The 24360-nt window shown below is 69.2% G+C and carries 24 protein-coding genes; 7 read left to right on the top strand and 17 right to left on the bottom strand.

All coding sequences use genetic code 11. From position 1 onward, the window contains the following. Positions 1-81: 81 nt before the first annotated feature. Positions 82-2853 carry an aconitate hydratase AcnA gene (gene acnA / locus PVT71_RS13905; protein WP_353472382.1) on the top strand — a complete coding sequence of 924 codons (2772 nt, stop codon included), beginning with the start codon at positions 82-84 and terminating at the stop codon, positions 2851-2853. Between the two features lie 329 nt (positions 2854-3182). After that, a complete protein-coding gene (locus PVT71_RS13910; RefSeq protein WP_353472383.1) occupies positions 3183-3335 on the top strand; it encodes a hypothetical protein in 153 nt (50 codons plus the stop codon). 54 nt (positions 3336-3389) lie between these two features. Here PVT71_RS13910 and PVT71_RS13915 read toward each other — a convergent pair whose 3' ends face one another. From PVT71_RS13915 to PVT71_RS13930, 4 genes are all read right to left on the bottom strand, one after another. After that, positions 3390-3824 carry a PACE efflux transporter gene (locus PVT71_RS13915; RefSeq protein WP_353472384.1) on the bottom strand — a complete coding sequence of 145 codons (435 nt, stop codon included), beginning with the start codon at positions 3822-3824 and terminating at the stop codon, positions 3390-3392. Positions 3825-3965: 141 nt separating this feature from the next. After that, positions 3966-4994 carry an LLM class flavin-dependent oxidoreductase gene (locus PVT71_RS13920; protein ID WP_353472385.1) on the bottom strand — a complete coding sequence of 343 codons (1029 nt, stop codon included), beginning with the start codon at positions 4992-4994 and terminating at the stop codon, positions 3966-3968. Positions 4995-5110: 116 nt separating this feature from the next. Further along, a complete protein-coding gene (locus PVT71_RS13925) occupies positions 5111-6439 on the bottom strand; it encodes an ATP-binding protein (protein WP_353472386.1) in 1329 nt (442 codons plus the stop codon). 4 nt (positions 6440-6443) lie between these two features. Next, on the bottom strand, positions 6444-7106 hold the full coding sequence (locus PVT71_RS13930) for a response regulator (RefSeq protein ID WP_353472387.1): 663 nt from the start codon (positions 7104-7106) through the stop codon (positions 6444-6446). 286 nt (positions 7107-7392) lie between these two features. Between PVT71_RS13930 and PVT71_RS13935 the strand changes: the two genes are divergently transcribed. Both PVT71_RS13935 and PVT71_RS13940 read left to right on the top strand, forming a co-directional pair. Further along, on the top strand, positions 7393-8160 hold the full coding sequence (locus tag PVT71_RS13935) for a L,D-transpeptidase (RefSeq protein WP_353472388.1): 768 nt from the start codon (positions 7393-7395) through the stop codon (positions 8158-8160). A 128-nt stretch (positions 8161-8288) separates the two neighbouring features. Continuing rightward, positions 8289-8858, top strand: coding sequence for a L,D-transpeptidase (locus PVT71_RS13940; RefSeq protein WP_353472389.1), 570 nt, complete (start codon positions 8289-8291; stop codon positions 8856-8858). 99 nt (positions 8859-8957) lie between these two features. Here the strand turns inward: PVT71_RS13940 and xylB are convergent, their stop codons facing one another. The 13 genes from xylB to PVT71_RS14005 all read right to left on the bottom strand — a co-directional run bounded on the left by xylB (position 8958) and on the right by PVT71_RS14005 (position 21472). Next, a complete protein-coding gene (xylB, locus tag PVT71_RS13945; RefSeq protein ID WP_353472390.1) occupies positions 8958-10406 on the bottom strand; it encodes a xylulokinase in 1449 nt (482 codons plus the stop codon). A 3-nt stretch (positions 10407-10409) separates the two neighbouring features. After that, entirely contained in the window at positions 10410-11876 is a 1467-nt protein-coding gene (locus tag PVT71_RS13950; protein ID WP_353472391.1) for a mannitol dehydrogenase family protein, read from the bottom strand. Positions 11877-11887: 11 nt separating this feature from the next. Next, a complete protein-coding gene (locus tag PVT71_RS13955) occupies positions 11888-12664 on the bottom strand; it encodes an L-iditol 2-dehydrogenase (protein ID WP_353472392.1) in 777 nt (258 codons plus the stop codon). Beyond that, entirely contained in the window at positions 12661-13665 is a 1005-nt protein-coding gene (locus PVT71_RS13960) for an ABC transporter ATP-binding protein (RefSeq protein WP_353472393.1), read from the bottom strand. The genes PVT71_RS13955 and PVT71_RS13960 overlap by 4 nt, the downstream gene beginning before the upstream one ends. 14 nt (positions 13666-13679) lie before the next feature. Then, complete coding sequence (locus PVT71_RS13965) at positions 13680-14510, bottom strand: carbohydrate ABC transporter permease (RefSeq protein ID WP_353472394.1); 831 nt, start codon at positions 14508-14510, stop codon at positions 13680-13682. An 88-nt stretch (positions 14511-14598) separates the two neighbouring features. After that, a complete protein-coding gene (locus tag PVT71_RS13970; RefSeq protein ID WP_353472395.1) occupies positions 14599-15471 on the bottom strand; it encodes a sugar ABC transporter permease in 873 nt (290 codons plus the stop codon). Positions 15472-15748: 277 nt separating this feature from the next. Then, entirely contained in the window at positions 15749-17065 is a 1317-nt protein-coding gene (locus tag PVT71_RS13975; protein ID WP_353472396.1) for a sugar ABC transporter substrate-binding protein, read from the bottom strand. Between the two features lie 131 nt (positions 17066-17196). Next, positions 17197-18159 carry a sugar-binding transcriptional regulator gene (locus PVT71_RS13980; protein ID WP_353472397.1) on the bottom strand — a complete coding sequence of 321 codons (963 nt, stop codon included), beginning with the start codon at positions 18157-18159 and terminating at the stop codon, positions 17197-17199. 2 nt (positions 18160-18161) lie between these two features. Further along, positions 18162-18845 carry an HAD-IA family hydrolase gene (locus PVT71_RS13985; RefSeq protein WP_353472398.1) on the bottom strand — a complete coding sequence of 228 codons (684 nt, stop codon included), beginning with the start codon at positions 18843-18845 and terminating at the stop codon, positions 18162-18164. 162 nt (positions 18846-19007) lie between these two features. Then, positions 19008-19805, bottom strand: a complete 798-nt coding sequence (locus tag PVT71_RS13990) for an ATP-binding protein (RefSeq protein WP_353473886.1) — start codon at positions 19803-19805, stop codon at positions 19008-19010. A 41-nt stretch (positions 19806-19846) separates the two neighbouring features. After that, positions 19847-20773: a twin-arginine translocase subunit TatC gene (locus PVT71_RS13995; RefSeq protein ID WP_353472399.1), complete on the bottom strand. Its 927-nt coding sequence runs from the start codon at positions 20771-20773 to the stop codon at positions 19847-19849. Next, positions 20770-21252 carry a Sec-independent protein translocase protein TatB gene (gene tatB / locus PVT71_RS14000; RefSeq protein ID WP_353472400.1) on the bottom strand — a complete coding sequence of 161 codons (483 nt, stop codon included), beginning with the start codon at positions 21250-21252 and terminating at the stop codon, positions 20770-20772. The genes PVT71_RS13995 and tatB overlap by 4 nt, the downstream gene beginning before the upstream one ends. Before the next feature lie 4 nt (positions 21253-21256). Next, a complete protein-coding gene (locus tag PVT71_RS14005; protein WP_353472401.1) occupies positions 21257-21472 on the bottom strand; it encodes a twin-arginine translocase TatA/TatE family subunit in 216 nt (71 codons plus the stop codon). A gap of 249 nt (positions 21473-21721) precedes the next feature. On the opposite strand from PVT71_RS14005, the gene PVT71_RS14010 reads away from it, so the two are divergent. Genes PVT71_RS14010 through PVT71_RS14020 form a run of 3 tightly spaced genes read left to right on the top strand, consistent with a single transcriptional unit; the run spans position 21722 to position 24357 of the window. After that, positions 21722-22384: an HTH domain-containing protein gene (locus tag PVT71_RS14010; RefSeq protein WP_353472402.1), complete on the top strand. Its 663-nt coding sequence runs from the start codon at positions 21722-21724 to the stop codon at positions 22382-22384. 54 nt (positions 22385-22438) lie between these two features. Beyond that, positions 22439-23590 carry a Xaa-Pro peptidase family protein gene (locus tag PVT71_RS14015; protein ID WP_353472403.1) on the top strand — a complete coding sequence of 384 codons (1152 nt, stop codon included), beginning with the start codon at positions 22439-22441 and terminating at the stop codon, positions 23588-23590. Then, entirely contained in the window at positions 23587-24357 is a 771-nt protein-coding gene (locus PVT71_RS14020; RefSeq protein WP_353472404.1) for an Asp/Glu racemase, read from the top strand. The genes PVT71_RS14015 and PVT71_RS14020 overlap by 4 nt, the downstream gene beginning before the upstream one ends. The last annotated feature ends 3 nt before the right edge of the window (positions 24358-24360 follow it).

The raw sequence follows: 24360 nt of genomic DNA on the forward strand, positions 1-24360 counted from the left end.
CCCTCTTGAACCAAGCCCTGCCATGGGGCAGATAGCCTGCGAGCGAACCCCTTTTCTCCAGCCTTTGATAGGGAGCCAGATATGCCCATTACAGTCGGTCAGGACACGTCCAAGACGCGCAAGACGCTCGAGGTGAATGGCAAGACCATCGCCTACTACTCGATCCCTGCCGCGCAAGCCGCCGGCCTCGGCGACTTCTCCAACCTCCCTGCCGCCCTCAAGGTGGTGCTGGAAAACATGCTCCGCTTCGAAGACGGCAAGACCGTCTCGGTGGACGACATCAAGGCCTTCTCGGACTGGGGCAAGCTGGGCGGCAAGAACCCGCGCGAGATCGCCTACCGTCCGGCCCGCGTGCTGATGCAGGACTTCACCGGCGTTCCCGCCGTCGTGGACCTCGCGGCGATGCGCGACGGCATCAAGGCGCTCGGCGGTGACCCGCAGAAGATCAACCCGCTGAACCCCGTCGACCTCGTGATCGACCACTCGGTGATGATCGACGAGTTCGGCAACCCGCGCGCGTTCCAGATGAACGTGGACCGCGAGTACGAGCGCAACATCGAGCGCTACGAGTTCCTGAAGTGGGGCCAGTCGGCCTTCAACAACTTCCGCGTGGTTCCCCCGGGCACCGGCATCTGCCACCAGGTGAACCTCGAGTACCTAGCGCAGACCGTCTGGACCGACGTTGACCAGAACGGCCAGGAAGTGGCCTACCCCGACACGCTCGTCGGCACCGACTCGCACACCACCATGGTGAACGGCGCGGCAGTGCTGGGCTGGGGCGTGGGCGGCATCGAGGCCGAGGCCGCGATGCTGGGCCAGCCCGTGTCGATGCTGATCCCCGAGGTCGTCGGCTTCAAGCTGACCGGCGAGATGGTCGAAGGCACCACCGGCACCGACCTCGTGCTGAAGGTCGTCGAGATGCTGCGCGCCAAGGGCGTGGTCAACAAGTTCGTCGAATTCTACGGCGAAGGCCTCGACCACCTGCCGCTGGCACAGCGTGCGACCATCGCCAACATGGCCCCGGAATACGGTGCGACCTGCGGCTTCTTCCCGATCGACGCGGAAACCCTGCGCTTCCTCGAGCAGACCGGCCGTGACAAGGACCGCATCGCGCTGGTCGAGGCCTATGCCAAGGAAAACGGCTTCTGGCGTGGCGCGGGCTACAACCCGGTCTACACCGACACGCTCGAGCTCGACATGGGCACCATCGTTCCGGCAATCTCCGGTCCGAAGCGCCCGCAGGACTACATCGCGCTCGACGCGGCTGCCCCGGCCTTCTCGAAGTTCGTGGCCGGCCAGCGCAACGGCAAGGACGCGACCGCCAAGGCCGAAGCCCGCTGGGAATCCGAGGGCGGCGCTCCCGAGCCCGTCGCGATCCCGGGTGACGAAGGCCACCACAACAAGGGTTGGTACAAGACCGAGGACGGCGCCTACCAGCTGCACGACGGCTCGATCGTGATCGCCTCGATCACCTCCTGCACCAACACCTCGAACCCCTACGTGATGATCGGCGCCGGCCTCGTCGCCCGCAAGGCGCGCGCGCTCGGCCTGAACCGCAAGCCCTGGGTGAAGACCTCGCTGGCACCGGGCTCGCAGGTCGTGTCCGAGTACCTCGAGGCCGCCGGCCTGCAGGAAGATCTCGACGCCGTGGGCTTCAACCTCGTCGGCTACGGCTGCACCACCTGCATCGGCAACTCGGGCCCGCTCGACGCTCCGATCTCAAAGGCGATCAACGACTACGACCTGATCGCGACCGCGGTGCTCTCGGGCAACCGCAACTTCGAAGGCCGCATCTCGCCCGACGTCCGCGCCAACTACCTCGCCTCGCCGCCGCTCGTCGTGGCCTACGCGCTGGTGGGTGACATGAACGTCAACATCGCCGAGGACGTGATCGGCACCGACAAGGACGGCAACGACGTCTACCTCAAGGACATCTGGCCGTCGAACGCCGAGATCGCCGAGCTGGTCGAAAAAACCGTGACGCGCGCCGCGTTCCAGTCGAAATACGCCGACGTGTTCAAGGGCGACGAGAAGTGGCAGTCGGTCGAAGTCAACGGCGGCGAGACCTACTCGTGGCCGGCCACCTCGACCTACGTGCAGAACCCGCCGTACTTCCGCGGCATGTCGAAAGAGCCGGGTGTCATCACCAACATCGAAGGCGCACGCGTCCTCGCGGTTCTCGGCGACATGATCACCACCGACCACATCTCGCCCGCCGGTTCCTTCAAGGACACCACCCCGGCCGGCAAGTACCTCGTCGAGCGCCAGGTGCCCGTCCGCGAGTTCAACTCGTACGGCTCGCGCCGCGGCAACCACGAGGTGATGATGCGCGGCACCTTCGCCAACATCCGCATCAAGAACGAGATGCTGGACGGCGTCGAGGGCGGCTACTCCAAGGGTCCGGACGGCCAGCAGACCTCGATCTACGAGGCGGCCATGGCCTACCAGGACCAGGGCACCCCGCTGGTCATCTTCGGTGGCGAACAGTACGGCGCGGGCTCCTCGCGTGACTGGGCTGCCAAGGGCACCGCGCTGCTCGGCGTGAAGGCCGTGATCGCCGAGAACTTCGAGCGTATCCACCGCTCGAACCTCGTCGGCATGGGCGTCATTCCCTTCGAGTTCACCGGCGGCGACACCCGCAAGTCGCTCGGCATCACCGGCGAGGAAACCGTGACCATCGAAGGTCTCGACACGGTGACCCCGCTGGCCGAAGTGCCCTGCACGATCACCTTCAAGGACGGCTCGTCCAAGACGATCCAGCTCAAGTGCCGCATCGATACGGCGATCGAGAAGGAATACGTCGAGCACGGCGGCGTGCTGCAGTACGTGCTGCGCGACCTCGCGGCCTCCTGATCCGGCCGGGGCCCCTCGGGGCCCCTTCCACCAGGCAGGCGGCCCGCAAGGGTGCCGAGTTGATCAAGGAAAGCCGCCCGGAGCCTGCGCTCCGGGCGGCTTTTCGTTGCGGGCGCGCAACTTTGCGGCAGGTTTCGTGGCATGAATGCCACAGCGCGACGGAGAATCGCGGAGTTGGAGGGCATTTGAGCCAAACTCGCCGCTTGCGTCGCATTCCGGACACCTGGCTTGCCGCTACGTGATGTACTCTTGCTGCAAGCTCTCCATCCAAGGGGGCAGGACAGGATGCGGGGCAACGACCCCGGACAAGCATCCGGACGAGGCAGAAGATGAAACGCATGACCCTGATACAGCTGGGCGCGCTGGTCGCCCTTGTCGTCTTTGGCGCCTATCACGGCGCGCGCGCGCAGCAACCGGCGCCGCAGCCGCCCTGCGCCGCCGGCGCAGACGCGTCCGCCGCGCAGGAGGGCTGCACCCTCTGACGCGCCGCCCCCCGGATCATTCCCGCGCGCAGGACTCCCCGGAAGCGCGACGTGTCAGGCGCTGGCGACCTGTCGGCGGGCCGGGATCGGGAAGACGAGGTCGTAGGCCCAGTTGAAGGCGAAGGCATAGACCAGGTAGAAACCGGCAAAGCCCAAGTCCATCACCAGCGCATGGCCAAGGCTCACGCCCAGTTCCCAGGCGATGTAGGGCGCCAGCCCCAGCAGCAGGCCAAGCTCGAACAGCACCGCGTGGACCACGCGCTGGCGCAGGGTCTTCTGCGTATGGCCGTGGCGGCGCGTCATCCAGAGGTCGAACAGCAGGTTGTAGAGGTAGTTCCAGCCCGTCGCGACGGTGGCGCAGACCAGCGCGACAAGGCCGATCTCGTGCATGTCGCGGTCGAAGGCCCAGGCGCCGAGCGGGGTGACGAGGGCGAGGCCGATCAGCTCGAAGCTGAGGGCGTGACGGATACGATCGGACCGGGTGCGCATGACACTCTCCATGGCATCGGGCCGTCCCGTCTGATTTCCCGTCATGGGGGAGGTCGTCCTCTCTCGGACCCGCGATCTAGGCGCTCCGGCGCGGGAAATCAAGCGCGCCGGAGGCCATGGCGGCATTGCGCCGCGGGCAGGTCAGCCCGCCTTGCGCAGCTCGGGCGCGACCTTGGTGCCAAGCACCTCGATCGCCTTCAGCATCTCGCGGTGCTCGATGACACCGATCGCCATCTGGATCGTCACCCGGTCAAAGCCAAGATCCTCGCGCAGCCCGAGGATCTTGTCGACCACCTGCGCCGGGCTGCCGACGAACATCGCGCCCTCGGGGCCCATGCCCGCGTCGTATTGCGCGCGGCTCTGCGGCGGCCAGCCGCGCTCGCGCCCGATCTGGTCCATCACCTGCTTCTGCGCCGGGAAGAAGAGGTCGGCCGCCGCCTTGGCGTCCTCGCCGACGAAGCCGTGCACGTTGAGCGAGACGCGCGCCTTGTCGGCATGACCGGACTGCGCCGCGGCCCGGCGGTAGAGATCGGCGAGCGGCGCGAAGCGGCGCGGCTGGCCGCCGATGATCGCCAGCGCCAGCGGCAGGCCGAGCGCCCCGGCGCGGACCATGCTCTGCGGCGTGCCGCCCGCGGCGATCCAGATCGGCAGCTTGTCCTGCGCGGCGCGCGGGTAGACCCCGGCGCCGTCCACCTTGGGCGTGTGCGCCGTGCCGGGCCAGCTCAGCCGCTCATGCTCATTGATCGCCAGCAGCATCGAGAGCTTTTCCTCGAAAAGCTCGTTGTAGTCGTCGAGATCGTAGCCGAAGAGCGGGAAGCTCTCGATGAAGCTGCCGCGGCCCACCATCAGCTCGGCGCGGCCGCCGGTCAGGTTGTCGAGCGTCGCGAACTGCTGGTAGACGCGGATCGGATCGTCCGAGCTGAGCACGGTCACCGCCGAGCTGAGCTTGATGTTTTTCGTCGTGCGTGCGGCACCGGCCAGCACCGTCGCGGGTGACGAGATGGCGTAGTTCGGCCGGTGATGCTCGCCGAGGCCGAAGACGTCGAGCCCGACCTGATCGGCCAGCTCGATCTCCTCCATCAGCTCCTGCAAGCGCTTGGCCGCATCGACCTTCTCGCCGGTGACCGGGTTCGTGCCGACATCGCCGAATGTGTAGAGTCCGAGTTCCATTGCACTCTCCTTGCGTTGGAGCGGAACGTAAGGCGCAAAGTCCCCGCGCGACAGTCCCCGCTGCGCCGGTCCGGCGCACAGCCGATGTGCAGGGATCCGGGGGCTGTGGTCCTGGGTCAGGCGGCAGGCAGGTGCAGCTCGGCGCGCTGGCCCGTCCCGTCGCTCGGCGGCAGCTCGATCCGCCCGCCGAGCCGCTCCATCGCCGCGCGCGCGATGGCCAGTCCCAGCCCGCTGCCGTCGCCGCCCTGCGTGCCGCGCACGAAGCGCTCGCAGGCGCGCGCGCGCAGCGCCTCGGGGATGCCCGGACCCGCGTCCTCGACCGCCAGCACCGCGCCCTCGAGGCGGATGCGCACCGCGCCGCCCTCGGGCGAGGCCTGCACCGCGTTCTCGACGAGGTTGCGCAGCGCGGCGTGCAGCAGGAAGGCGCTCGAGCGCAGCGGCACAAGCGCGCCACCCGGCACCTCGGGCAGCAGGTCCACGCCCCGCGCCTCGGCGAGCGGCGCAAGATCGGCGCAGACCTCGGTACAGAGCGCGCCAAGGTCCACCGGCTCGGCCGTGTCGCCCTCGCGCTCGACTGCGGAAAGCTCGAGCAGCTGGCGCACCAGCCGGTCGGTGCGGTCGACCGAGCGCTCGATATTGCGCAGCGCGCGGGCGCGGGTCGCCTCGTCGGGCGCGATGCGGGCGATCTGCGCCTGCGTGCGCAGCCCGGCCAGCGGCGTCTTCAGCTCGTGCGCGGCAAAGGCGGTGAAGTCGCGCTCGGCCTCGCGCGCCTGTGCCAGCCGCGCGAAGAGCCCGTCGAGCGCGCCGCGCATCGGGCGCATCTCGGACGGCACCGGCCCCGCGGGCAGCGGCCCGAGGTCGGACGGGCTGCGCAGACGCAGCGCCTCGGCCAGCCGGTGCATCGGCGCGAGCCCGCGCCCGACGCTGAGCCAGATCGCCGCCGCAAGCAGCGGCAGGATCACCGCGAGCGGCAGCAGCAGCCCCTCGATCACCCCCGAGACCAGCCGGTCGCGCACGCCGAGGCTGTCGCCGACCATCACCCGCACGCCAAGCGCCGCGTTCTCGACCGTGTAGACCCGCCATGTCTCGCCGCCGACGGTGCTTTCGGAATAGCCCGTGCCCGCCGCGCCGGTGAGCCGTGTCTGCGGCGCGCCCTCGGACTGGCCCACCAGCGTGCCCTGCAGCGACCAGATCTGGCACGAGAGCTGGTGCGCGTAATCGTGGTGCGGATCGAGCGGGATGGCGACCGGCGCGCCCTCTCCGGCCATGGCGATGCGCCGGTCCTCGAGCAGCGAGGAGACCATGCGCGCCGCCTCGGCAAGCCGGGCATCGAGCACCTTGGTCACCTGCGCGCGGGTCGAATGCTCGATCCACATCACCGCCGAGAACCAGATCGCCCCGGTGGCCAGCGCAAGGATCAGGAAGAGGCGCAGGCGCAGCGACACCGGCTCAGCCCTCGGCCGCGACGCGGTAGCCAAGGCCCCGCACCGTCTCGATGAAGCCGCGGCCGAGCTTGGCGCGCAGGTGGTGAACGTGGACCTCGACGGCGTTGCTCTCGATTTCCTCCTGCCAGCCGTAGAGCCGTTCCTCGAGCGCGGGTTTCGACAGGATCTGCCCGGGCCGCTCCATCAGCGCGTGCAGCACCGCGAACTCGCGGCGCGAGAAGGCCAGCGGCGCGCCGCGCAGTTCGCCGCGCATCCGCGCCGGGTCGAGCTCGAGCCCGTTCCAGCGCAGCACCGCGGCAGAGCGCCCCTCGGCGCGGCGCAGGATCGCGCGCAGCCGCGCCGCCAGTTCCTCGAGGTCGAAGGGCTTCCCGAGGTAGTCGTCGGCCCCGGCGTCGAGCCCGGAGATCCGGTCGCGCACCTGGTCGCGGGCGGTCAGCAGCAGCACCGGCAGGTCCGAGCCGCCGCGCCGGATCTCGGCCAGCAGGTCGAGCCCCGAGCCATCGGGAAGCATCACGTCGAGCACCATGCCGGCAAAGCCCGGCCCGGCCAGCGCCGCGCGGGCGTCGGCAAGCGTCGCCACCGGATCGGCGGTGAAGCCCGACAGGCCCAGGCCCACCGAGAGTCCCTCGGAGAGCACAGGATCATCCTCGACGATCAAGATGCGCATGAAACCTCCTTGCGCGCGGGGCATTGCTGGTCAACCTTAAGACTTACTTAAGTACCAATTCCTAGTCGCCCCAGATGACCCAGCACCGATTGCAGCGCCCTGCCGCCCCTCACGCCGGCCCAACGCCTGTTGCCCGGCGAACACACTCCCCGCTCCGGTGGCAGACAAGCGCCGATGACACGCTACCTCTGTCCCCGCGACGTGACTCCCGGCCCCAGCCGCGCCACACGCATTCCCGCGCGCAGCCGTCCTGCGCCCCAACTCAAAAGAGCAACGGAAAAGCCAGATGACCGATTTCCCCAGTCCCCGGCGCATGTCTCGCCGCCTTCCCCTCGCCGCGCTCTCCCTGACCCTCGCCGGCCTGCTTGCCGCCTGCGCCACCACCGCCGTTCCGCCCGACACGCCCGGCGCGATCTCGGACGAGACGCGGATGATGTATGCCGAGGTGCAGGATGGCGACATCACCATCCCGGCGATCGAGGACAAGTACCTCACCGAAGAGAAGAAGCGCCAGGTCGTCAGCTATTATTCGGACGAGAAGCCCGGCACGATCATCATCGACCCGGCCGCGCGCTGGCTCTACCAGGTGCTCGATAGCGGCAGCGCGATGCGCTACTCGGTCGCCGTGGGCGCCGAGGGGCTGGCCTTCTCCGGCAATGCCAGCATCGCGCAGAAGCGCGAATGGCCGCGCTGGACGCCGACCGCGAACATGATCCGCCGCGACCCCGAGACCTACCGCCCCGTCGCCAGCGGCCTGCCGGGCGGGCTCGAGAACCCGCTGGGGGCGCGCGCGATGTACCTCTACAAGGGCGGGCGGGACACGCTCTACCGCATCCACGGCACGCCCTCGCCCTGGACCGTCGGCCACGCCACCTCGTCGGGCTGCATCCGAATGTTCAACCAGGATTCGCTCTACCTCTACGACCGCACGCCCAACGGCACCAAGGTCGTCGTGCTGCCGCCCGCGCGCTCGGGCGAAGGCACGCTCGCGCCGGCGCAGGACCTGCCGCTGACCTCCGAGGTCTCGGACGCGACGGCGGGCGGCAACGCCTGATCCCGGCCCACGCCGGATCGCGTTCGCGTGAGCCGCGGCGGGTGGGGGTGATTGCTTAAGCTCCGGTTAAGCCGGGGCCGGTCTCAAGCGGCGAGAACGGGGCGTACCCCCGCCGCAAAGGAGACCTCATGAGCAAGACCTTCACCCGCCGCGCCGCGCTCGGCAGCGCCCTCGCCAGCGGTGCGCTGCTGTCCACCCCGGCGCTGCTGCACGCGCAGGAGATGCCGCGGGACATCACCCGCCGCAACACCTCGGGCTGGGTGCGGCAGGACTGGCGCGACCATTTCGAGACGCTGGGCAAGGCCACGCTGGTCGCCGACACCGCCTCGCGCACGCTGCACTACTGGAATTCCGACGACACGGATTACCGCGCCTACCCGACCTCGGTGCCGCTGACCGACGAGCTGACCAAGCGCGGCTACACCTCGATCGTGCGCAAGAAGGTCGGCCCCTCCTGGACGCCCACCGCCTCGCAGATGGAGCGCTATCCCGACTGGAAGCCGATCGGCCCCGGCCCCGAGAACCCGCTCGGCACCCATGCCATGTACCTCGGCTGGCCCGCCTACATCATCCACGGCACCCATGACACGCGCAAGATCGGCCGCCCCTCGTCGGACGGCTGCATCGGGCTCTACAACGAGAAGATCGCCGAGCTCTTCGAGCTCTGCCCGGTCGGCACGCAGGTGCGGGTGATCTGAGGCCCCGCCTCTGGTGAGGCCGCGCCCGTCCCCGCCGTACGGCTCCCTGCGCCTCCGGCGGGGATATTTTCGACATATGGAAGCGGGTGGCGCGGCGCCTTACTGGATCTCGCGGATCGCGCGGTAGGCCGGGCCGAAGCGCTGGTAGGCCTCGTCATAGGCGGCGACGAGCTCGGCCACCGGCTCGATCACCTCGGCGGTGGCGGGCGGGGTGATCACCTCCTCGGGGGCGGCGTCGGTGGCGGCGAGCCGGCCGAGCCGGGCTGCGCCGAGCGCCGCGCCGAACTCGCCCGAGGCCGGCAGGTGCAGCGGCATGTCCAGCACCGTCGCGATGAGCCGCAGCCAGTAGCGCGAGCGGCTGCCGCCGCCGATGGCGAGCATGTGGCCCAGCTGCGCATGGGCGCCGCGCAGCGCCTCGGCGCTGTCGCGCAGACCGAAGGCGACACCCTCGAGCACCGCGCGAGTCATGTCGTCGCGCCCGGTCTCGGCGCCGAGCCCGGTGAAGGCGCCGCGGATCGCGGCATCGTTGTGCGGCGTGCGCTCGCCCGAGAGATACGGCAGGAAGCGCACCCGGCCCGGCGCCATCAGCGCCTCGCCGAGGGGCGCGGTCAGCTCGGCCGGGCGCATCCCGGCGATGCGCGCCAGCCAGTTGAGGCTGTCGGTGCAGGAGAGCATCACCCCCATCTGGTACCAGCGCCCCGGCACCGCGTGGCAGAAGGTGTGCAGCGCGCTCTGCGGCAGCGGGTGGTAGCCGCCTCTCGCCGCCAGCAGCACGCCCGAGGTGCCGAGCGAGACGAAGCCCTGCCCCTCCTGCAGCGCGCCGGTGCCGCAGGCGGCGGCGGCATTGTCGCCCGCCCCGCCCGCCACGGTCACCGGCAGGCTGAGCCCCCAGTCCGCCGCGAGCCCGGCGCGCAGCCTGCCCGCCGCCTGAGACCCCTCGACCAGCCGCGGCATCTGCGCGCGGGTCATGTGCCCGGCCTCGAGCAGCGCGTCGGACCAGTCGCGCGCGCCGGTGTCGAACCAGGCGCTGCCGGCGCTGTCGGACATGTCGGCGACGTGCTCGCCGGTCAGATAGAGGTTGAGATAGGCCGCCGGCAGCAGCACCTTGGCCACCTGCGCGAAGACCTGCGGCTCCTTGGCACGCACCCAGTCGAGCTTGGGCGCGGTGAAGCCGGGGAAGACGATGTTGCCGGTGATCGCGCGGAACTCCGGCAGCGCGTCGAGCCGCGCCGCCTCGGCGTGCGAGCGGGTGTCGTTCCAGAGGATGCAGTGCCGCAGCACCGCGTCATCCGCCCCCAGCAGCACCGCGCCATGCATGTGCCCGGCGACGCCGATGCCGCGCAGCGCGGGCCACGCCGCGTGGTCCCTGAGTTCGCCCACCGCCCCCTCGAACGCGGCGATCCAGTCCGACGGGTCCTGCTCGGACCAGCCGGGATGGGGATGGCGCGCCTCGTAATGGCGCTCGGCGCTGGCGATCGGCGCGCCGCCGTCATCGGTGAGCAGCGCGCGCAGGCCGGAGGTTCCGAGATCGATGCCGAGGTAGGACATGGGTCAGCCGTTCAGGTAGGTTTCGATGCTGCGCCGCGCGCCCTGCGACCAGATCATATCGAGCCAGCGCGCGAAACTCTCTTCGAAGCGGGTATCCCCTTGAATCTCTCCGTAAACCGCGCGCTGTGTCAGCCAGAGCGCAGGTGTCTCGCGGGCCTTGGCGGCAAGGTCTGTCAGCGCCTCCCAGCTGGGGTCGTTGGGCTCGATCACCGTGCCGTCCTCGAAACTTCCGGCGCAGTAGCGGCACCAGAGCGCGCTTTCGAGCGCCAGCCCCTCGATCGGCGTGCCCTTGCGCAGCCCGTCGGCGATCGAGGGCACGATGAACTTCGGCTGGCGGTTCGAGCCGTCGAGGCAGAGCCGGCGGATCGTGTCCTTGACCGCCGGGTTGGCGAAGCGGCTTTCGATCAGCTGAAGGTAGGCGGGCGGGGTGAACTCGGGCACCGGATCGACGTGCGGCAGGATCTCGTCTTCCTCGACCTTGCGCAGGAAGGCGCTGACCAGCGGGTGCGCCATGGCGTCGTCGGCGAACTCGCAGCCGAGCAGCGCGCCGGCATAGGCGATGATCGCGTGGCCGCCGTTGAGGATGCGGATCTTCATCCGCTCGTAATCGTGCACGTGATCCGTGAAGGTGACGCCCACCTCCTCGAGCCGCGGCCTGCCCTGCGGGAAGTTGTCCTCGAGCACCCATTGCCGGAACGGCTCGCAGGTGACGGGGACCGGATCGTCGAGGCCGAACTCCCGCGCCAGCGCCCGCTCGCCCTCGCCCGTCGCGGGCGTGATGCGGTCGACCATGGAGTTCGGGAAGGCGACACTGGCGGCGATCCAGTCGGCGAACGTAGGGTCCGACAGCCGCGCCGTGCCCGCCACCGCGTCGCGCGTCACCGCGCCGTTGCCGGGGATGTTGTCGCAGCTCATCACGGTGAAGGGCGGCAGCCCTGCGTCCTTTCGCGCCTTCAGCGCGGCGACGATGGCACCGAAGACGGTCTTCGGCGCGTCCGGTGAGGCGCCATCCGCCACGATGTCGGGATGGGTGGGATCGAAGGTGCCGGTGGTGGCGTCGACGTAATAGCCGCCCTCGGTCACGGTCAGCGAGACGATGCGCGTGGCGGCATCGGCCATGCGGGCGATGAGGGGGCCATTCTCGGGATCGACCTCCACGAAATCGACCATGGCGCCGATGATGCGCGGCCGCGGCCCCGAGGGGTCGAGCTCGATCACCGTCGAGAGGTAGTCCTGCGCCGCCAGCGCCTCGCGCATCCGCCCGTCGGGCGCGCGCACCCCTGCGCCGCAGATCGCCCAGTCGTGGTCGAGCCCCTTGGCGAAGAGATCGTCGAGATAGACCGCCTGGTGCGCGCGGTGGAAATTGCCGAGCCCGACATGGACGATGCCGGCGCGCAGCTGCGCGCGGTCGTAGCCCGGAGCGGTGATGCGGGGATCGAGCGCGCCGAGCGCGCCGGTGTGGAGTTTCATGGGGGCCTCCATCAGCTCATCCATTGGCCGCCGTCGACGTTGTAGGTCTGGGCGACGATGTACTCGGCCTCGTCCGAGGCGAGGAAGACGGCCATGCCGGTCAGATCCTCGGCGCGGCCCATGCGGCCATAGGGGACGGCGGCGCCGACCTCGCGTTTCTTCTGGCCGAGCGGCTTGTTTTCATACTTGGCGAAGAAGGCGTCGACCCCGTCCCAGTGCTCGCCATCGACCACGCCGGGGGCGATGGCGTTGACGTTGATGCCATGCGGGATGAGGTTCAGCGCCGCCGATTGCGTCAGGCTGATCACCGCCGCCTTGGAGGCGCAGTAGACCGCCACCAGCGGCTCGCCGCGGCGGCCGGCCTGGCTCGCCATGTTGATGATCCTGCCGCCGCCGCCGCGTTCGATCATGTGCCGGGCCACCGCCTGCATGGTGAAGAGCACGCCCGCGACGTTGATGTCGAAGACCCGGGCATAGTCGGCGCGGGTGATCTCGACCAGCGGCGCGGCGGTGAAGAGCGCGGCATTGTTGATCAGGATGTCGATCCGCCCGAGCCGCGCGACGGTCTCGGCCACGGCGCCCTCGATGCTCGACTGGTCGGTGACGTCCATGTGCACCGCGGTCGCCCCCGCGCCGAGCGCGGCGGCGGTGGCCTCGGCGCGGGCAAGGTCGATGTCGGCGATCGCCACCGCCGCGCCCTCGCGCAGGTAGGCCTCGGCGAATGCCGCCCCGATCCCGCGCGCCGCGCCGGTGATCAGGGCGCACCTGCCCTGCAGACGTCCGGTCACAGGCGCAGCCCCTGCTTGTCGAAGCGGTGCAGCTTGCTCTCGTCCGGGGTCAGGAAGATGCGGTCGCCGTGGCGCACCGCCATCTCGCCATCCACCCGCACGGTCAGCGGCTCGGCGCCGAGCCCATGGTCATGCACGTGCAGGAAGGTGTCCGAGCCGAGGTGCTCGGCGACGCCCACCGTGCCCTGCCAGAGCCCGCCTTCGGTCGAGGCGGCAAGATGCTCGGGACGGATGCCGATGGTTGCGGCGCCCTTCGCCGCAGCCGTCTCGCCGCGGATCAGATTCATCTTCGGCGAGCCGATGAAGCCCGCGACGAACTCGTTGCGCGGCGTCTTGTAGAGCTCGAGCGGGCTGCCCACCTGCTCGATGTTTCCGGCGCGCAGCACGACGATCTTGTCGGCCATGGTCATCGCCTCGACCTGGTCGTGGGTCACGTAGATCATCGTGGTCTTCAGCGCGTTGTGCAGCTCCGAGATCTCGAGCCGCATGTTCACCCGCAGCGCCGCGTCGAGGTTCGAGAGCGGCTCGTCGAAGAGGAAGGCCGAGGGCTCGCGCACGATGGCCCGGCCGATGGCGACGCGCTGGCGCTGGCCGCCCGAGAGCTGGCCCGGCCGCCGGTCGAGGTAGTCGGTCAGGTTGAGCGATTTCGCCGCCGCCTCGATGCGGCGGTTCTGCTCGTCCTGCGGCATCCCCGCCATCTTCATCGGAAAGGCGATGTTCTTGCGCACCGACATGTGCGGGTAGAGCGCGTAGCTCTGGAACACCATGGCCAGCCCGCGCTTGGCGGGGGGCATGTCGGTGGCGTCCTCGCCGTCGATGCGGATCTGGCCCGAGGTCACGTCCTCGAGCCCGGCGATCAGCCGCAGCAGCGTGGACTTGCCGCAGCCCGAGGGGCCGACGAAGACCACGAACTCGCCATCGTTGATGGTCAGGTCCAGCGGCGGGATGACGTTCACTTCGCCGAAGCTCTTGGTCACCTTGTCGAGGGTGATGCGTCCCATGTCTGGCTCCTATCTTATTTGACCGCGCCGAAGGTCAGGCCGCGGACGAGTTGCTTCTGGCTGAACCAGCCCATGATGAGGATCGGCGCGATGGCCATGGTCGAGGCGGCCGAGAGCTTGGCGTAGAACAGGCCCTCGGGCGACGAATAGCTGGCGATGAAGGCCGTGAGCGGGGCCGCCTTGGCCGCCGTCAGGTTCAGCGTCCAGAAGGCCTCGTTCCAGGCGAGGATGATGTTGAGCAGCAGGGTCGAGGCGATCCCCGGCACCGCCATCGGCGTCAGCACGTGGATGAGCTCGTTCTTCAGCGAGGCGCCGTCCATGCGCGCGGCCTCGAGGATCTCGCCGGGGATTTCCTTGAAGTAGGTGTAGAGCATCCAGACGATGATCGGCAGGTTGATCAGCGTCAGCACGATCACGAGGCCGATGCGCGTGTCGAGCAGCCCGAGGTTGCGGAACAGCAGGTAGATCGGCACCAGCACCCCGACCGGCGGCAGCATCTTGGTGGAGAGCATCCACATCAGCACGTCCTTGGTGCGCTTGCCCGGCACGAAGGCCATGGCCCAGGCCGCCGGGATGGCGATCAAGAGGCCGATCAGCGTCGAGCCGAGCGAGATCACCACCGAGTTCCAGAAGTGCCGGAAGTAGTTCGACCGCTCCTGCACCGTGGCGTAGCTCTCGAAGGTCCAGCTCGAGGTCAGCACCTCGATCGGCGTCTTGATCGCGTCGCCCTCGGACTTGAACGACAGGATGAAGATCCACAGGATCGGGAAGAAGATCGCGATCCCCACGGCCCAGGCCAGCACGGTCACCACGGCCTTGCGCCGGGTCGTCACTTTGCGTGCCATCTCAGCCCCTCCCTTTCATTTTTCCTAAAATACTCCCGCCGGAGGCGTCAGCGGCCGCAGGCCGCTCCATGCCGCGATCCCTCATCGCTCAGGTCTCCAGGTTCTTGCCGATCATCCGCATCAGGAAGACCGCGACGATATTGGCGAGGATGATCGCCACCACGCCCCCGGCCGAGCCGCCGCCGACGTCGAACTGCAGCAGCGACTGCATGTAGATGAGGTAGGTGAGGTTGGTGGAGGCCACGCCCGGCCCGCCATTGGTGGTCACGAGGATCTCGGCGAAGACCGACAGCAGGAAGATGGTCTGGATCAGGATCACCACGGTGATCGCCCGCGCGAGGTGCGGCAGCATGATGTAGAAGAAGCGCGAGAGCGCGCCCGCCCCGTCCATCTCGGCCGCCTCGAGCTGCTCCTGGTCGAGCGACTGCAGCGCGGTCAGCAGGATCAGCGTGGCGAAGGGCAGCCATTGCCAGCTCACGATGAAGATGATCGAGCCGAGCGGCGCCTGCGCGAGGAAATCGTAGGGCTGCAGCCCGAGGAACTTGGCGAGATGCGCGAAGAGCCCGTTCACCGGGTTCATGAACATGTTCTTCCAGACCAGCGCCGAGACGGTCGGCATCACGAAGAAGGGCGCGATCACCAGGATGCGCACGATGCCCTGGCCCCAGAACGGCTGGTCCATCAGCAGCGCCAGCAGCGTGCCGCCGACCGTGGTGATGAGCAGCACGCCCCCGACCAGCTTGAGCGTGTTCCACAGCGCCGTGGTGAAGGCGGGATCGGTCAGGAAGAACCTGTAGTTGGTCCAGCCTGCGAACTCCTCCATCCCCGGCATCAGCAGGTTGTAGCGCAGGAACGAGAAGTAGAGCGTCATCGTCAACGGGACGATCATCCAGCCCAGCAGCAGCAGGACGGCGGGCGAGATCATCATGCGGGCGGCGGCGCGCGAAGCTTTGGTGGCCATGGGCTCTCTCCCTGGGATTGGAGCGCTTCGGGGGTGAAGCGCTTCCGGGGCCGTGTCGCCCGGGTGGGCGGGCGGGCAATGCCCCGGAAGCAGGAGAACCCGGCCGGATCCGCGCCCCCGGGTGAGGACGGGTGGCGCTGCGCTCCGTCGCGCGATCTTGCGTCGCGGCGTCGTTGCGCGTCCGGAACCGGCCGGGCTGGCCAGGGAAGGTGGAGGTGACGGGCCCCTGCCGATCCCCGGAGGGCCCGCCCGATCCCCTGGCCGTCGGTCGCGAGACTTACTTGATGTAGCCGGCTTTCATCATCTCGCGCTCGGTAAGCTGCTGGGCCGACTGCAGCGCCTGGTCGGCGCTCACCTGCCCGGCCAGCGCGGCCGAGAACTGCTGGCCCACCGCCGTGCCGATGCCCTGGAACTCGGGGATGGCGACGAACTGGACGCCCACGTAGGGCACCTCGTCCACGGTCGGGTGCTGCGGGTCGGCGGCGTTGATCGAGTCGAGCGTCATCTGCGCGAAGGGCGCGGCGGCAAGGTACTCGGCATTCTCGTAGAGCGAGGTGCGGGTGCCCGGCGGCACGTTGGCCCAGCCCTCCTTCGAGGCCACGAGGTCGATGTACTCCTTCGAGGTCGCCCATTCGACGAAGGCCTTGGCCGCCTCTTCCTTCTGGGTGCCGGCGGGGATGCCGAGGTTCCAGGCCCAGAGCCAGTTGCCGCGCTTGCCGAGCCCGTTGTCCGGCGCCAGCGCGAAGCCGACCTTGTCGGCGACGGTGGAGTCGGTCGGGTTGGTCACGAAGGAGGCCGCGACGGTGGCGTCGATCCACATGCCGCACTTGCCCGACTGGAACAGCGCGAGGTTCTCGTTGAAGCCGTTCGACGAGGCGCCCGGCGGGCCGTAGTTGTTCATCAGGTCGAGGTAGTCGGTGAGCGTCGCCTTCCACGCCTCGCTGTCGAACTGCGGCTTCCAGTCCATGTCGAACCAGCGCGCGCCGTAGGAATTGGCCATGGCGGTCAGGAAGGCCATGTTCTCGCCCCAGCCGGCCTTGCCGCGCAGGCAGATGCCGTAGACCTCGGAGCCCTTGTCGGTCATCGCCGCCGCGGCCTGCTTGATGAACTCCCAGGTCGGCGCCTCGGGCATCTCGAGCCCGGCCTTCTCCATGAGATCCTTGCGGTACATCACCATCGAGCTCTCGCCGTAGAAGGGCGCGGCGTAGAGGTGGCCGTCGACGGTCAGGCCGCCGCGGATGGCGGGCAGGATGTCGTTCGCGTCATAGCTCTCGGGCAGGTCGTCGAGGCTCACGAGCCAGCCGCGCTCGCCCCAGATCGGAACCTCGTAGGTGCCGATGGTCATCACGTCGAACTGGCCGCCCTTGGTGGCGACGTCCTGCGTCACGCGCTGGCGCAGCACGTTCTCCTCGAGCGTCACCCACTCGACCTTGATGTCGGGGTGCGCCTCGTAGAAGGCGTCCATCAGACCCTGCATTCGGATCATGTCGCCGTTGTTCACCGTGGCGACGGTGATGGTGGTCTCGGCAAGCGCAGCGGTGCCGAGGGCACCGATGGCGCACGCGCCCATGAGCGCGCGGATGGTAACTGACATGAGAAATCCTCCCTGAATTCCGACACTGGACAGACCGACCGATCTCCTCTCGGTGAGCAACTGCCCGCGTGATGGGCAAATGCTCACCTTAGGTCACGAGTCGAGTCAAGCTCATTTTGAGCGCAATGCCTTTAGGAAGTGCTGAGGATTTCGGCGGCGGTGAGCTCGTCGGTGATCAGGCCCTGGATCAGCCGCCCCTTAAGAGCGGCGCGCAACGCCTTGATCTTGCTCACACCTCCAGCAACGCAGATCACCGGATTCTCGTTCTGCGGCACCCGCACACCGACCATGAACCGGTTGACAGGGTGATCGAGATAGCGCCCCTCGGAATCGAAAACGTGACCGCCGAGTTCGCCCGCGGCCCCCGCTTCGCGCAGGCTGGCCAACTCCTCGGCGGTGATGAACCCGTCCACGAAGAGCGGCGCGTCATCCGCCATCTGGCCGATTCCGACCACGGTCACGTCCGCCTCCTTGGCCAGCGCGCGCGAGCTCTTCACGTGCGGCAGGCTGCGGTAGGTGGCGAATTCCTCGGCGTCGCGCGCCATCACCGGCACCGACATCGGGTAGTGCGGCGCGCCGGTCTTGTCGGCGATGCGCATGATCACCTCGTAGAACGAGGCCGAGCCGTCCGGGGCGACGTTGCCGATCAGCGAGACCATGCGGTGATGCCCGGCCGAGATGGTCTGCATCTGGTCGATCATCGCGCGCAGCGTCCGCCCGGTGCCGAGCGCGATCAGCTGCGGCGTCTCCTGCGCGAAGAGCCGCTCCATCTCGGCGGCGGCAAAGGGAGCGATGGCGCGCAGCGCGTCCTGCCCGGCGTCGGCGCGCGGCGCGACCCGCGCCCGGACCAGCCCGAAGCGCTGGCGCAGCCTGCGCTCGAGCTCGAGGCACTCGCCGATCGGATGGTCGATGCGCACCTTGACCAGCCCCTCGGCCACCGCCCGCGCCACCAGCCGCTGCGCGCGCTGGCGCGAGATGCCGAGTTCGTCGGCGATCTGGTCCTGCCGCAGCCCGCCCACGTAGTAGAGCCAGGCGGCCCGCGCCGCGAGGTCCTGGGGAGAGGCGTCGCTGTCGTCGATGCTGCGAAGGGCCATGGTCACTTGCCTGCGAGGAAGAGGTCGGGCGCAAGATGCGGGAGTTCCGCGAAACTTGCAAATTGACGGTGCGGCACCGCCTGCGGGTCCTCGGGCAGCGGCCCGTCCGCGAGGTGGCTTCCGCCGGTGAACTGCCAGACCTGCATGCCCGCCGCCAGCCCCGCGCCGATCCCGGCCAGCGAATCCTCGATCAGCAGGCAGCGGTCGGGGTCGATCCCGGCCTTCTCGGCGGCGCGCAGCGGCAGGTCCGGCGCGGGCTTGCCGCGCGTGACCTCCGAGGCGGTGGTGATCCGCCCCGCGAAGGCCTCGGTCAGCCCGGTCATCGCAAGGCTCGAGGCGACCCGCGCCGGGCTCGAGCTGGTGGCAAGGCAATAGGGCACGGCCAGCGCGCCCAGCACCTCGCGCAGGTGCGGCATGACCTGCAGCCCCTCGGCCTCGAAGGCGGCGATGAGCCGGGCACGGTAGTCGGCCTCGAAGCCCTCGGGCAGGACGATGCCGAATTCCTCGCGGATCTGCGCGATCACCGTGGGATAGCTGCGGCCGAGGAAATGCCGGGCGACGTAGGGGATGTCGACGGTGACGCCCTGCTGCGCCAGCTCGGCCACCAGCATGCGCAGCGAGATGATCTCACTGTCCACCACGACGCCGTCGAAATCGAACAGCACCAGTTCAATCTGCTTGGTCATTCCCGCTCCCCCGGTCCTCGCGCGCATCTCGCCCGAAGCCGCCCCCGGCCGCAACCTCGGAGTCGAGTATTTTTGGAAAGATGAAAGCGCGGCCGCGATGGAAAAAGGGCCGGGGAAGATCCCCGGCCCTTTCATCTTTCCGCAAATACTCAAATTCCCGGCTCAGCCCAGGGTCACGCCCTTGCGGCCCGCCAGATCGAGGAAATACTGCCAGGCGACCCGGCCCGAGCGCGCGCCGCGCGTGGCCTGCCACTCGATCGCCTCGGCCCGCATCGTGTCGTCGTCGATCGTCACGCCGTACTCGGTGCAGTAGCCGCGGATCATCGCCAGGTACTCGTCCTGCGAACAGGGGTGGAAGCCCAGCCAGAGCCCGAAGCGGTCCGACAGCGAGACCTTCTCCTCGACCGCCTCGGAAGGGTTGATCGAGGTGCTGCGCTCGTTCTCGATCATGTCGCGCGGCATCAGGTGCCGGCGGTTCGAGGTGGCGTAGAAGAGCACGTTCTCGGGCCGGCCCTCGATGCCGCCGTCCAGCACCGCCTTGAGGCTCTTGTAATGCTGGTCGTCATGGCTGAACGAGAGGTCGTCGCAGAAGAGCACGAAGCGATGCGGCGCGCCGCGCAGCAGGTTCAGCAGCCGGCCCACCGAGGGCAGGTCCTCGCGCTGCAGCTCGACCAGCTTGAGCCCCTCGCCCCGGCTGCGAACCTCGGCGTGCACAGCCTTGACGATGCTGGATTTTCCCATGCCGCGCGCGCCCCAGAGCAGGGCGTTGTTGGCGGGCAGCCCTCGGGCGAACTGCAGGGTGTTGCCGAGCAGCGTGTCGCGGCTCCGGTCGATGCCGACCAGCAGTTTCAGGTCGACCCGGCTCACCTCGGCCACCGGCTCGAGCCGGTCCGGATCGGTGTGCCAGACAAAGGCATCCGCCGCGCCGAACTCCGGTGCGGCAAGAGGCGCCGGAGCCATCCGCTCCAGCGCCTCCGCGATGCGTTTCAACGCTTTACTCTTCACGTGGTGCGGTCCTCCTGACCTTCTTCCGCGTCATCCTCGAACCACAGGCCCTCGGCGCGCAGTTCCTTCTCGCGCTTCTTCTCAACCATGCGGACGAGGAAGATCGAGATCTCGTAGAGCCCGTAGACCACCACGAAGAGGATGAGCTGCGTGGTCACGTCCGGCGGCGTCACGATCGCCGCAAGGATGAGGATCGCCACCACCGCGTATTTGCGCACCGAGGCAAGACCCCCGGCCGAGACCAGCCCCGCCTTGCCCATCAGCGTCAGCAGCACGGGCAGCTGGAAGCAGAGGCCGAAGGCGAGGATGAACTTCAGCGTGATGTCGAGGCTCTCGTTCACCTTGCCGAAGAAGGTGATCTTCATGCCCTCGGCGGTCTCGGGCACCACGGCGGCGTCGACCGGAAGGTCGGACGGCAACCCGTCGGTGGCCCGCTGCAGCAGATCGGCGAAGATCGAGCTCACGTCGGCGAAGCCGAGGAAGAACTGCATCGCGAGCGGCGTCACCACGAAATGCGCAAAGCTCGCGCCCAGCAGGAACATGATCGGCGAGGCGATCATGAACGGCAGGAAGGCGTTCTTCTCGGATTTGTAGAGCCCCGGGGCGACGAAGCGCCAGAGCTGGAACGAGATCACCGGGAAGGCCAGCGCGAAGCCGAACACCATCGAGATGCGGAACAGCGTGAACAGGTATTCCTGCGGCGAGGTGTACTGCATGGTCGGCGAGGGATCGCCAAGCGCCCGCAGCGTGTGCTCGATCGGGCCGAGCAGGAACTGCAGCAGCGGCTCGGCCACGAAGAAGGCCAGCACGATGCCCACGATGAAGGCCCCGACGGCCCGGATGAGCCGCGTGCGCAGCTCCGCCAGGTGCTCGATCAGCGGCGCGGAGCTGTCGTCGATTTCGTCATGGTCCGCCTGGCTCATGCGTCACCATCTTTCTTCAGTTGCGCTTCCAGCTCCTCGGCCTTCTTCGCGGACTCCTCGGCGCGCTTCATTGCCGCCTCCGCCTCGCGCTTCTGGCGCTCGGCGGCGGCGCGGGCGGCGCCAGCCTCGATCTTCTGCTTGTTCGCGGCCCGCTCGGCATCGAGCGCGCCGGGATCTTCCTTCAGCCCCTCGGTCTTCTTCGGGGGGGTGGGGTCGGTCATCGACTTGGCGGCGTCGCGCACCCCGTCCAGCGCCGAGCCGACGGGGTTGGTTGCCGCCTTCAGCGTCTTGGCCACGTCGCGCACGCCCGCCTCGTCCGCCGCGTCGTTCATCGCGCGGGTGAACTCGCGCGCCATGCCGCGCGCCTTGCCCATGAAGCGACCCACATTGCGGAACAGGATCGGCAGGTCCTTGGGGCCCACGACGATGAGCGCCACGATGCCGATGACCATGAGTTCCGACCAGCCAAGATCGAACATGGGATCAGACCTTGTCTTTCTCGCTCTGCGGGGTCACGTCCTTGGCCTCGGCAGCTTTTTCGTCCTCGAGTTCCTTGGCACCGTCGCTCACGCCCTTCTTGAAGGCGGTGATGCCCTTGCCGACCTCGCCCATGAGGTTGGAAATCTTGCCGCGGCCGAACAGAACCAGCACCACGACGGCGATGAGCAGAAGGCCCGGAAGGCCGATGTTGTTGAGCATGTCCTTAGTCTCCCTTGGGCCGCTCCAACCCATCATGGGTGTCCCCGAAGCGGCGCGTCGAAATCTGTTCCCGGGTTCTAGGATCCTTCGGCGCGGCGCGGAAGCGGCAAAGCCCGGCCCGGCGGGCGCCGGAGGGGGTTTTCTTTCCGCTTTCTGACGGTATTCTGTCAGGTGACATTATTTTGTCAGTTGGGGCCGCGGGGCCGCCCCGCTGAGGACCCGAATCGCCCCCGGCCCGGAGCGCCACGGATGAAGAAGTCGGACCGGCTCGCCGCCCTCATGCAGCGGCTCAAGGATGGCACGCTGCACACCGCAGAGGCGCTGGCCGAGGAGCTGGGCGTCTCGGTGCGCACCATCTACCGCGACATGGACACGCTGGCCGCCTCGGGCGTGCCGGTCGGCGGAGAGCGCGGCCGCGGCTACACCGCCCGCGCCGCCTTCACCCTGCCGCCGCTCAACCTCAGCGAGCTCGAGCTCGAGGCGCTGCACCTCGGGCTTGCCGCGGTCGGACAGGGCGGCATGGCCGACCTTGCCGAGGCGGCCGAGCAGCTCTCGGCCCGGATCGACGCGCTGCTGCCCGAGGACGGCAGCACCGGCGGGGCCTTCGGCTTTGCCACCTACCCGTTCCGCGACGCCGCCGAGGGCTTCCGCTTCATGCCCGACTTCCGCGCCGCGATCCGCGCCCGGCAGAAGCTGCGCGTCACGTTGAAGGACCGGCCCGCACCGCAGGACCTGCGGCCGCTGCACATGGACTACTGGGGCCGGATCTGGACCTGCATCACCTGGAACGAGACCGCGCGCGGCTTCGAGACGATCCGGATCGAGCAGGTGCGCGCGGTAACGCCCCTGCCCGGGCTCTTCGTCGACGAACCGGGCAAGAGCCTCGCCGACTTCCGCGCCCGGCAGGGCTGACCGCGCTTCGCGCTTGACCGGCGGGTCGCGGCATGGCGACGCTGGTGCATGGACATGCGCGCGCCTTCCCGGGGCTTCGGCCCGTCCGAATACCGCGCCCGGCTGGCCCGGGCGCAGGCGCGCATGGCCATGTCCGGCATCTCGGCGCTGCTGCTGACCACCGAGCCCGAGGTGCGCTACTTCACCGGCTTCCTGACCCGGTTCTGGGAGAGCCCGACGCGGCCGTGGTTCCTTGTCGTGCCGGCAGAGGGCGAGCCGGTGGCGGTGATCCCCTCGATCGGCGCGCATCTCATGGGGCAGTGCTGGATCCGCGACATCCGCACCTGGCGCTCGCCCGACTACGGCGACGACGGCGTCTCGCTGCTGGCGGGTGCGCTCGCCGAGGCGGTGCCGCCCGGCGAATGGGTCGGCGTGCCGAGCGGCGGCGAAACTCACTTGAGAATGCCGCTCTCGGACTGGGAGGCGCTGAAGCACCGCCTGCCCGACCGGCTCTTCGGCCCCGACGCCGGGATCATGCGCGCGCTGCGCATGGTGAAATCCGAGGGCGAGATCGCCCATATCCGCGCCGCCTGCGACATCGGCAGCCGCGCCTTCGCCCGCCTGCCCGAGATCGTCCGCCCCGGCCTGCCGCTGGCGCAGGTGTTCCGCCGCTTCCAGATGCTGGCGCTCGACGAGGGCGCGGACTGGGTGCCCTACCTCGCGGGCGCGGCGGGTCCGGGCGGCTACGGCGACGTGATCTCCCCCGCCACCGAGACGCCACTGCGCGAGGGTGACGTGCTGATGCTCGACACCGGGCTGATGCTGGACGGCTATTTCTGCGACTTCGACCGCAACGTCTCGCTCGGCCGCGCCGGGGCCGCGGTGCTGGAGGCCCACGCGCGCCTCATCGAGGCGGTGCAGGCCGGGTTCGCCGCCGCGACGCCCGGCGCGCGGGCCTGCGATCTCTTCCACGCCATGGCGGCGATCTGCGGCGGCTCCGACGTCGGGCGGCTGGGCCACGGGCTCGGCATGCAACTGACCGAGCCGCCCTCGCTCATCGCCGGTGACGACACGCGGCTCGAGCCCGGCATGGTGCTGACGCTGGAGCCGGGGATCGAGCTTTCGCCGGGGCGGATGCTGGTCCACGAGGAGGACATCGTGATCCGCGAGAGCGGGGCCGACTGGCTGACCACCCCCGCGACCCACCTGCCGGAGCTTCCGACATGACCGGACATCACTTCCCCCACGCGCTCGAGGCCACGCGCCCCGCTCAGGTCGGGCTGATCGTGCTGCAGTCGGACGAGACCATCGAGCCCGACCTGCGGCGCCTGCTGCCGCCCGAGCTGGAGCTGCTGGTCAGCCGCATACCCTCTGGCGCCGAGGTCACCCCCGCGACGCTGGCGGCGATGGAAAGCGAAATGACCGCGTCGGCCGCGCTCTTCCCGGCGGGCGCGCAGCTGGCGGTCGTGGGCTACGGCTGCACCTCGGGCACGGCGCAGATCGGCGCGGCGGAGGTTGCGGCGCGGATCCGCGCGGGGGTGGAGGTGCAGCACGTGACCGAGCCGGTTACCGCGCTGATCGCCGCCTGCGCCGAATTGGGCCTCAGCCGCCTTGCCCTGCTCTCGCCCTATGTGGCGCCGGTCTCGGAGCGGCTGCGCGCGGTGCTGGCGGAAGCGGGGATCGCAACGCCGGTCTTCGGCAGCTTCCTCGTCGAGGAGGAGGCGCGGGTGGCGCGCATCTCGGCCACGTCCATCCTCGCCGCCGGGCAGCAACTGGTCGCGGCGAGCGCCGAGCCGGTCGAGGCGCTGTTTCTCTCCTGCACCAACCTGCGCGCCCTGCCGGTGATCGAGCCGCTCGAGGCCGCGACGGGCCTGCCGGTGCTGGCCAGCAACACCGTGCTCGCCTGGCACATGGCGCGGCTGGCGGGCACGCGGGCGCAGGGGCCGGGCCGCCTGCTGCGCGGGGACGGCGGCGCGATGCGCGCCGCCGGGTAGATC

The sequence above is a fragment of the Salipiger sp. H15 genome, from assembly GCF_040409955.1.
Classification (GTDB): Bacteria; Pseudomonadota; Alphaproteobacteria; order Rhodobacterales; family Rhodobacteraceae; genus Salipiger.

Excerpts from the sequence above, each read along its gene's own strand:
- acnA (WP_353472382.1), top strand. The coding sequence starts at position 82 with ATGCCCATTACAGTCGGTCAGGACACGTCCAAGACGCGCAAGACGCTC.
- PVT71_RS13910 (WP_353472383.1), top strand. The coding sequence starts at position 3,183 with ATGAAACGCATGACCCTGATACAGCTGGGCGCGCTGGTCGCCCTTGTC.
- PVT71_RS13915 (WP_353472384.1), bottom strand. The coding sequence starts at position 3,824 with ATGCGCACCCGGTCCGATCGTATCCGTCACGCCCTCAGCTTCGAGCTG.
- PVT71_RS13920 (WP_353472385.1), bottom strand. The coding sequence starts at position 4,994 with ATGGAACTCGGACTCTACACATTCGGCGATGTCGGCACGAACCCGGTC.
- PVT71_RS13930 (WP_353472387.1), bottom strand. The coding sequence starts at position 7,106 with ATGCGCATCTTGATCGTCGAGGATGATCCTGTGCTCTCCGAGGGACTC.
- PVT71_RS13935 (WP_353472388.1), top strand. The coding sequence starts at position 7,393 with ATGACCGATTTCCCCAGTCCCCGGCGCATGTCTCGCCGCCTTCCCCTC.
- PVT71_RS13940 (WP_353472389.1), top strand. The coding sequence starts at position 8,289 with ATGAGCAAGACCTTCACCCGCCGCGCCGCGCTCGGCAGCGCCCTCGCC.
- xylB (WP_353472390.1), bottom strand. The coding sequence starts at position 10,406 with ATGTCCTACCTCGGCATCGATCTCGGAACCTCCGGCCTGCGCGCGCTG.
- PVT71_RS13950 (WP_353472391.1), bottom strand. The coding sequence starts at position 11,876 with ATGAAACTCCACACCGGCGCGCTCGGCGCGCTCGATCCCCGCATCACC.
- PVT71_RS13960 (WP_353472393.1), bottom strand. The coding sequence starts at position 13,665 with ATGGGACGCATCACCCTCGACAAGGTGACCAAGAGCTTCGGCGAAGTG.
- PVT71_RS13965 (WP_353472394.1), bottom strand. The coding sequence starts at position 14,510 with ATGGCACGCAAAGTGACGACCCGGCGCAAGGCCGTGGTGACCGTGCTG.
- PVT71_RS13970 (WP_353472395.1), bottom strand. The coding sequence starts at position 15,471 with ATGGCCACCAAAGCTTCGCGCGCCGCCGCCCGCATGATGATCTCGCCC.
- PVT71_RS13975 (WP_353472396.1), bottom strand. The coding sequence starts at position 17,065 with ATGTCAGTTACCATCCGCGCGCTCATGGGCGCGTGCGCCATCGGTGCC.
- PVT71_RS13980 (WP_353472397.1), bottom strand. The coding sequence starts at position 18,159 with ATGGCCCTTCGCAGCATCGACGACAGCGACGCCTCTCCCCAGGACCTC.
- PVT71_RS13985 (WP_353472398.1), bottom strand. The coding sequence starts at position 18,845 with ATGACCAAGCAGATTGAACTGGTGCTGTTCGATTTCGACGGCGTCGTG.
- PVT71_RS13990 (WP_353473886.1), bottom strand. The coding sequence starts at position 19,805 with ATGGCTCCGGCGCCTCTTGCCGCACCGGAGTTCGGCGCGGCGGATGCC.
- PVT71_RS13995 (WP_353472399.1), bottom strand. The coding sequence starts at position 20,773 with ATGAGCCAGGCGGACCATGACGAAATCGACGACAGCTCCGCGCCGCTG.
- tatB (WP_353472400.1), bottom strand. The coding sequence starts at position 21,252 with ATGTTCGATCTTGGCTGGTCGGAACTCATGGTCATCGGCATCGTGGCG.
- PVT71_RS14005 (WP_353472401.1), bottom strand. The coding sequence starts at position 21,472 with ATGCTCAACAACATCGGCCTTCCGGGCCTTCTGCTCATCGCCGTCGTG.
- PVT71_RS14010 (WP_353472402.1), top strand. The coding sequence starts at position 21,722 with ATGAAGAAGTCGGACCGGCTCGCCGCCCTCATGCAGCGGCTCAAGGAT.
- PVT71_RS14015 (WP_353472403.1), top strand. The coding sequence starts at position 22,439 with ATGCGCGCGCCTTCCCGGGGCTTCGGCCCGTCCGAATACCGCGCCCGG.
- PVT71_RS14020 (WP_353472404.1), top strand. The coding sequence starts at position 23,587 with ATGACCGGACATCACTTCCCCCACGCGCTCGAGGCCACGCGCCCCGCT.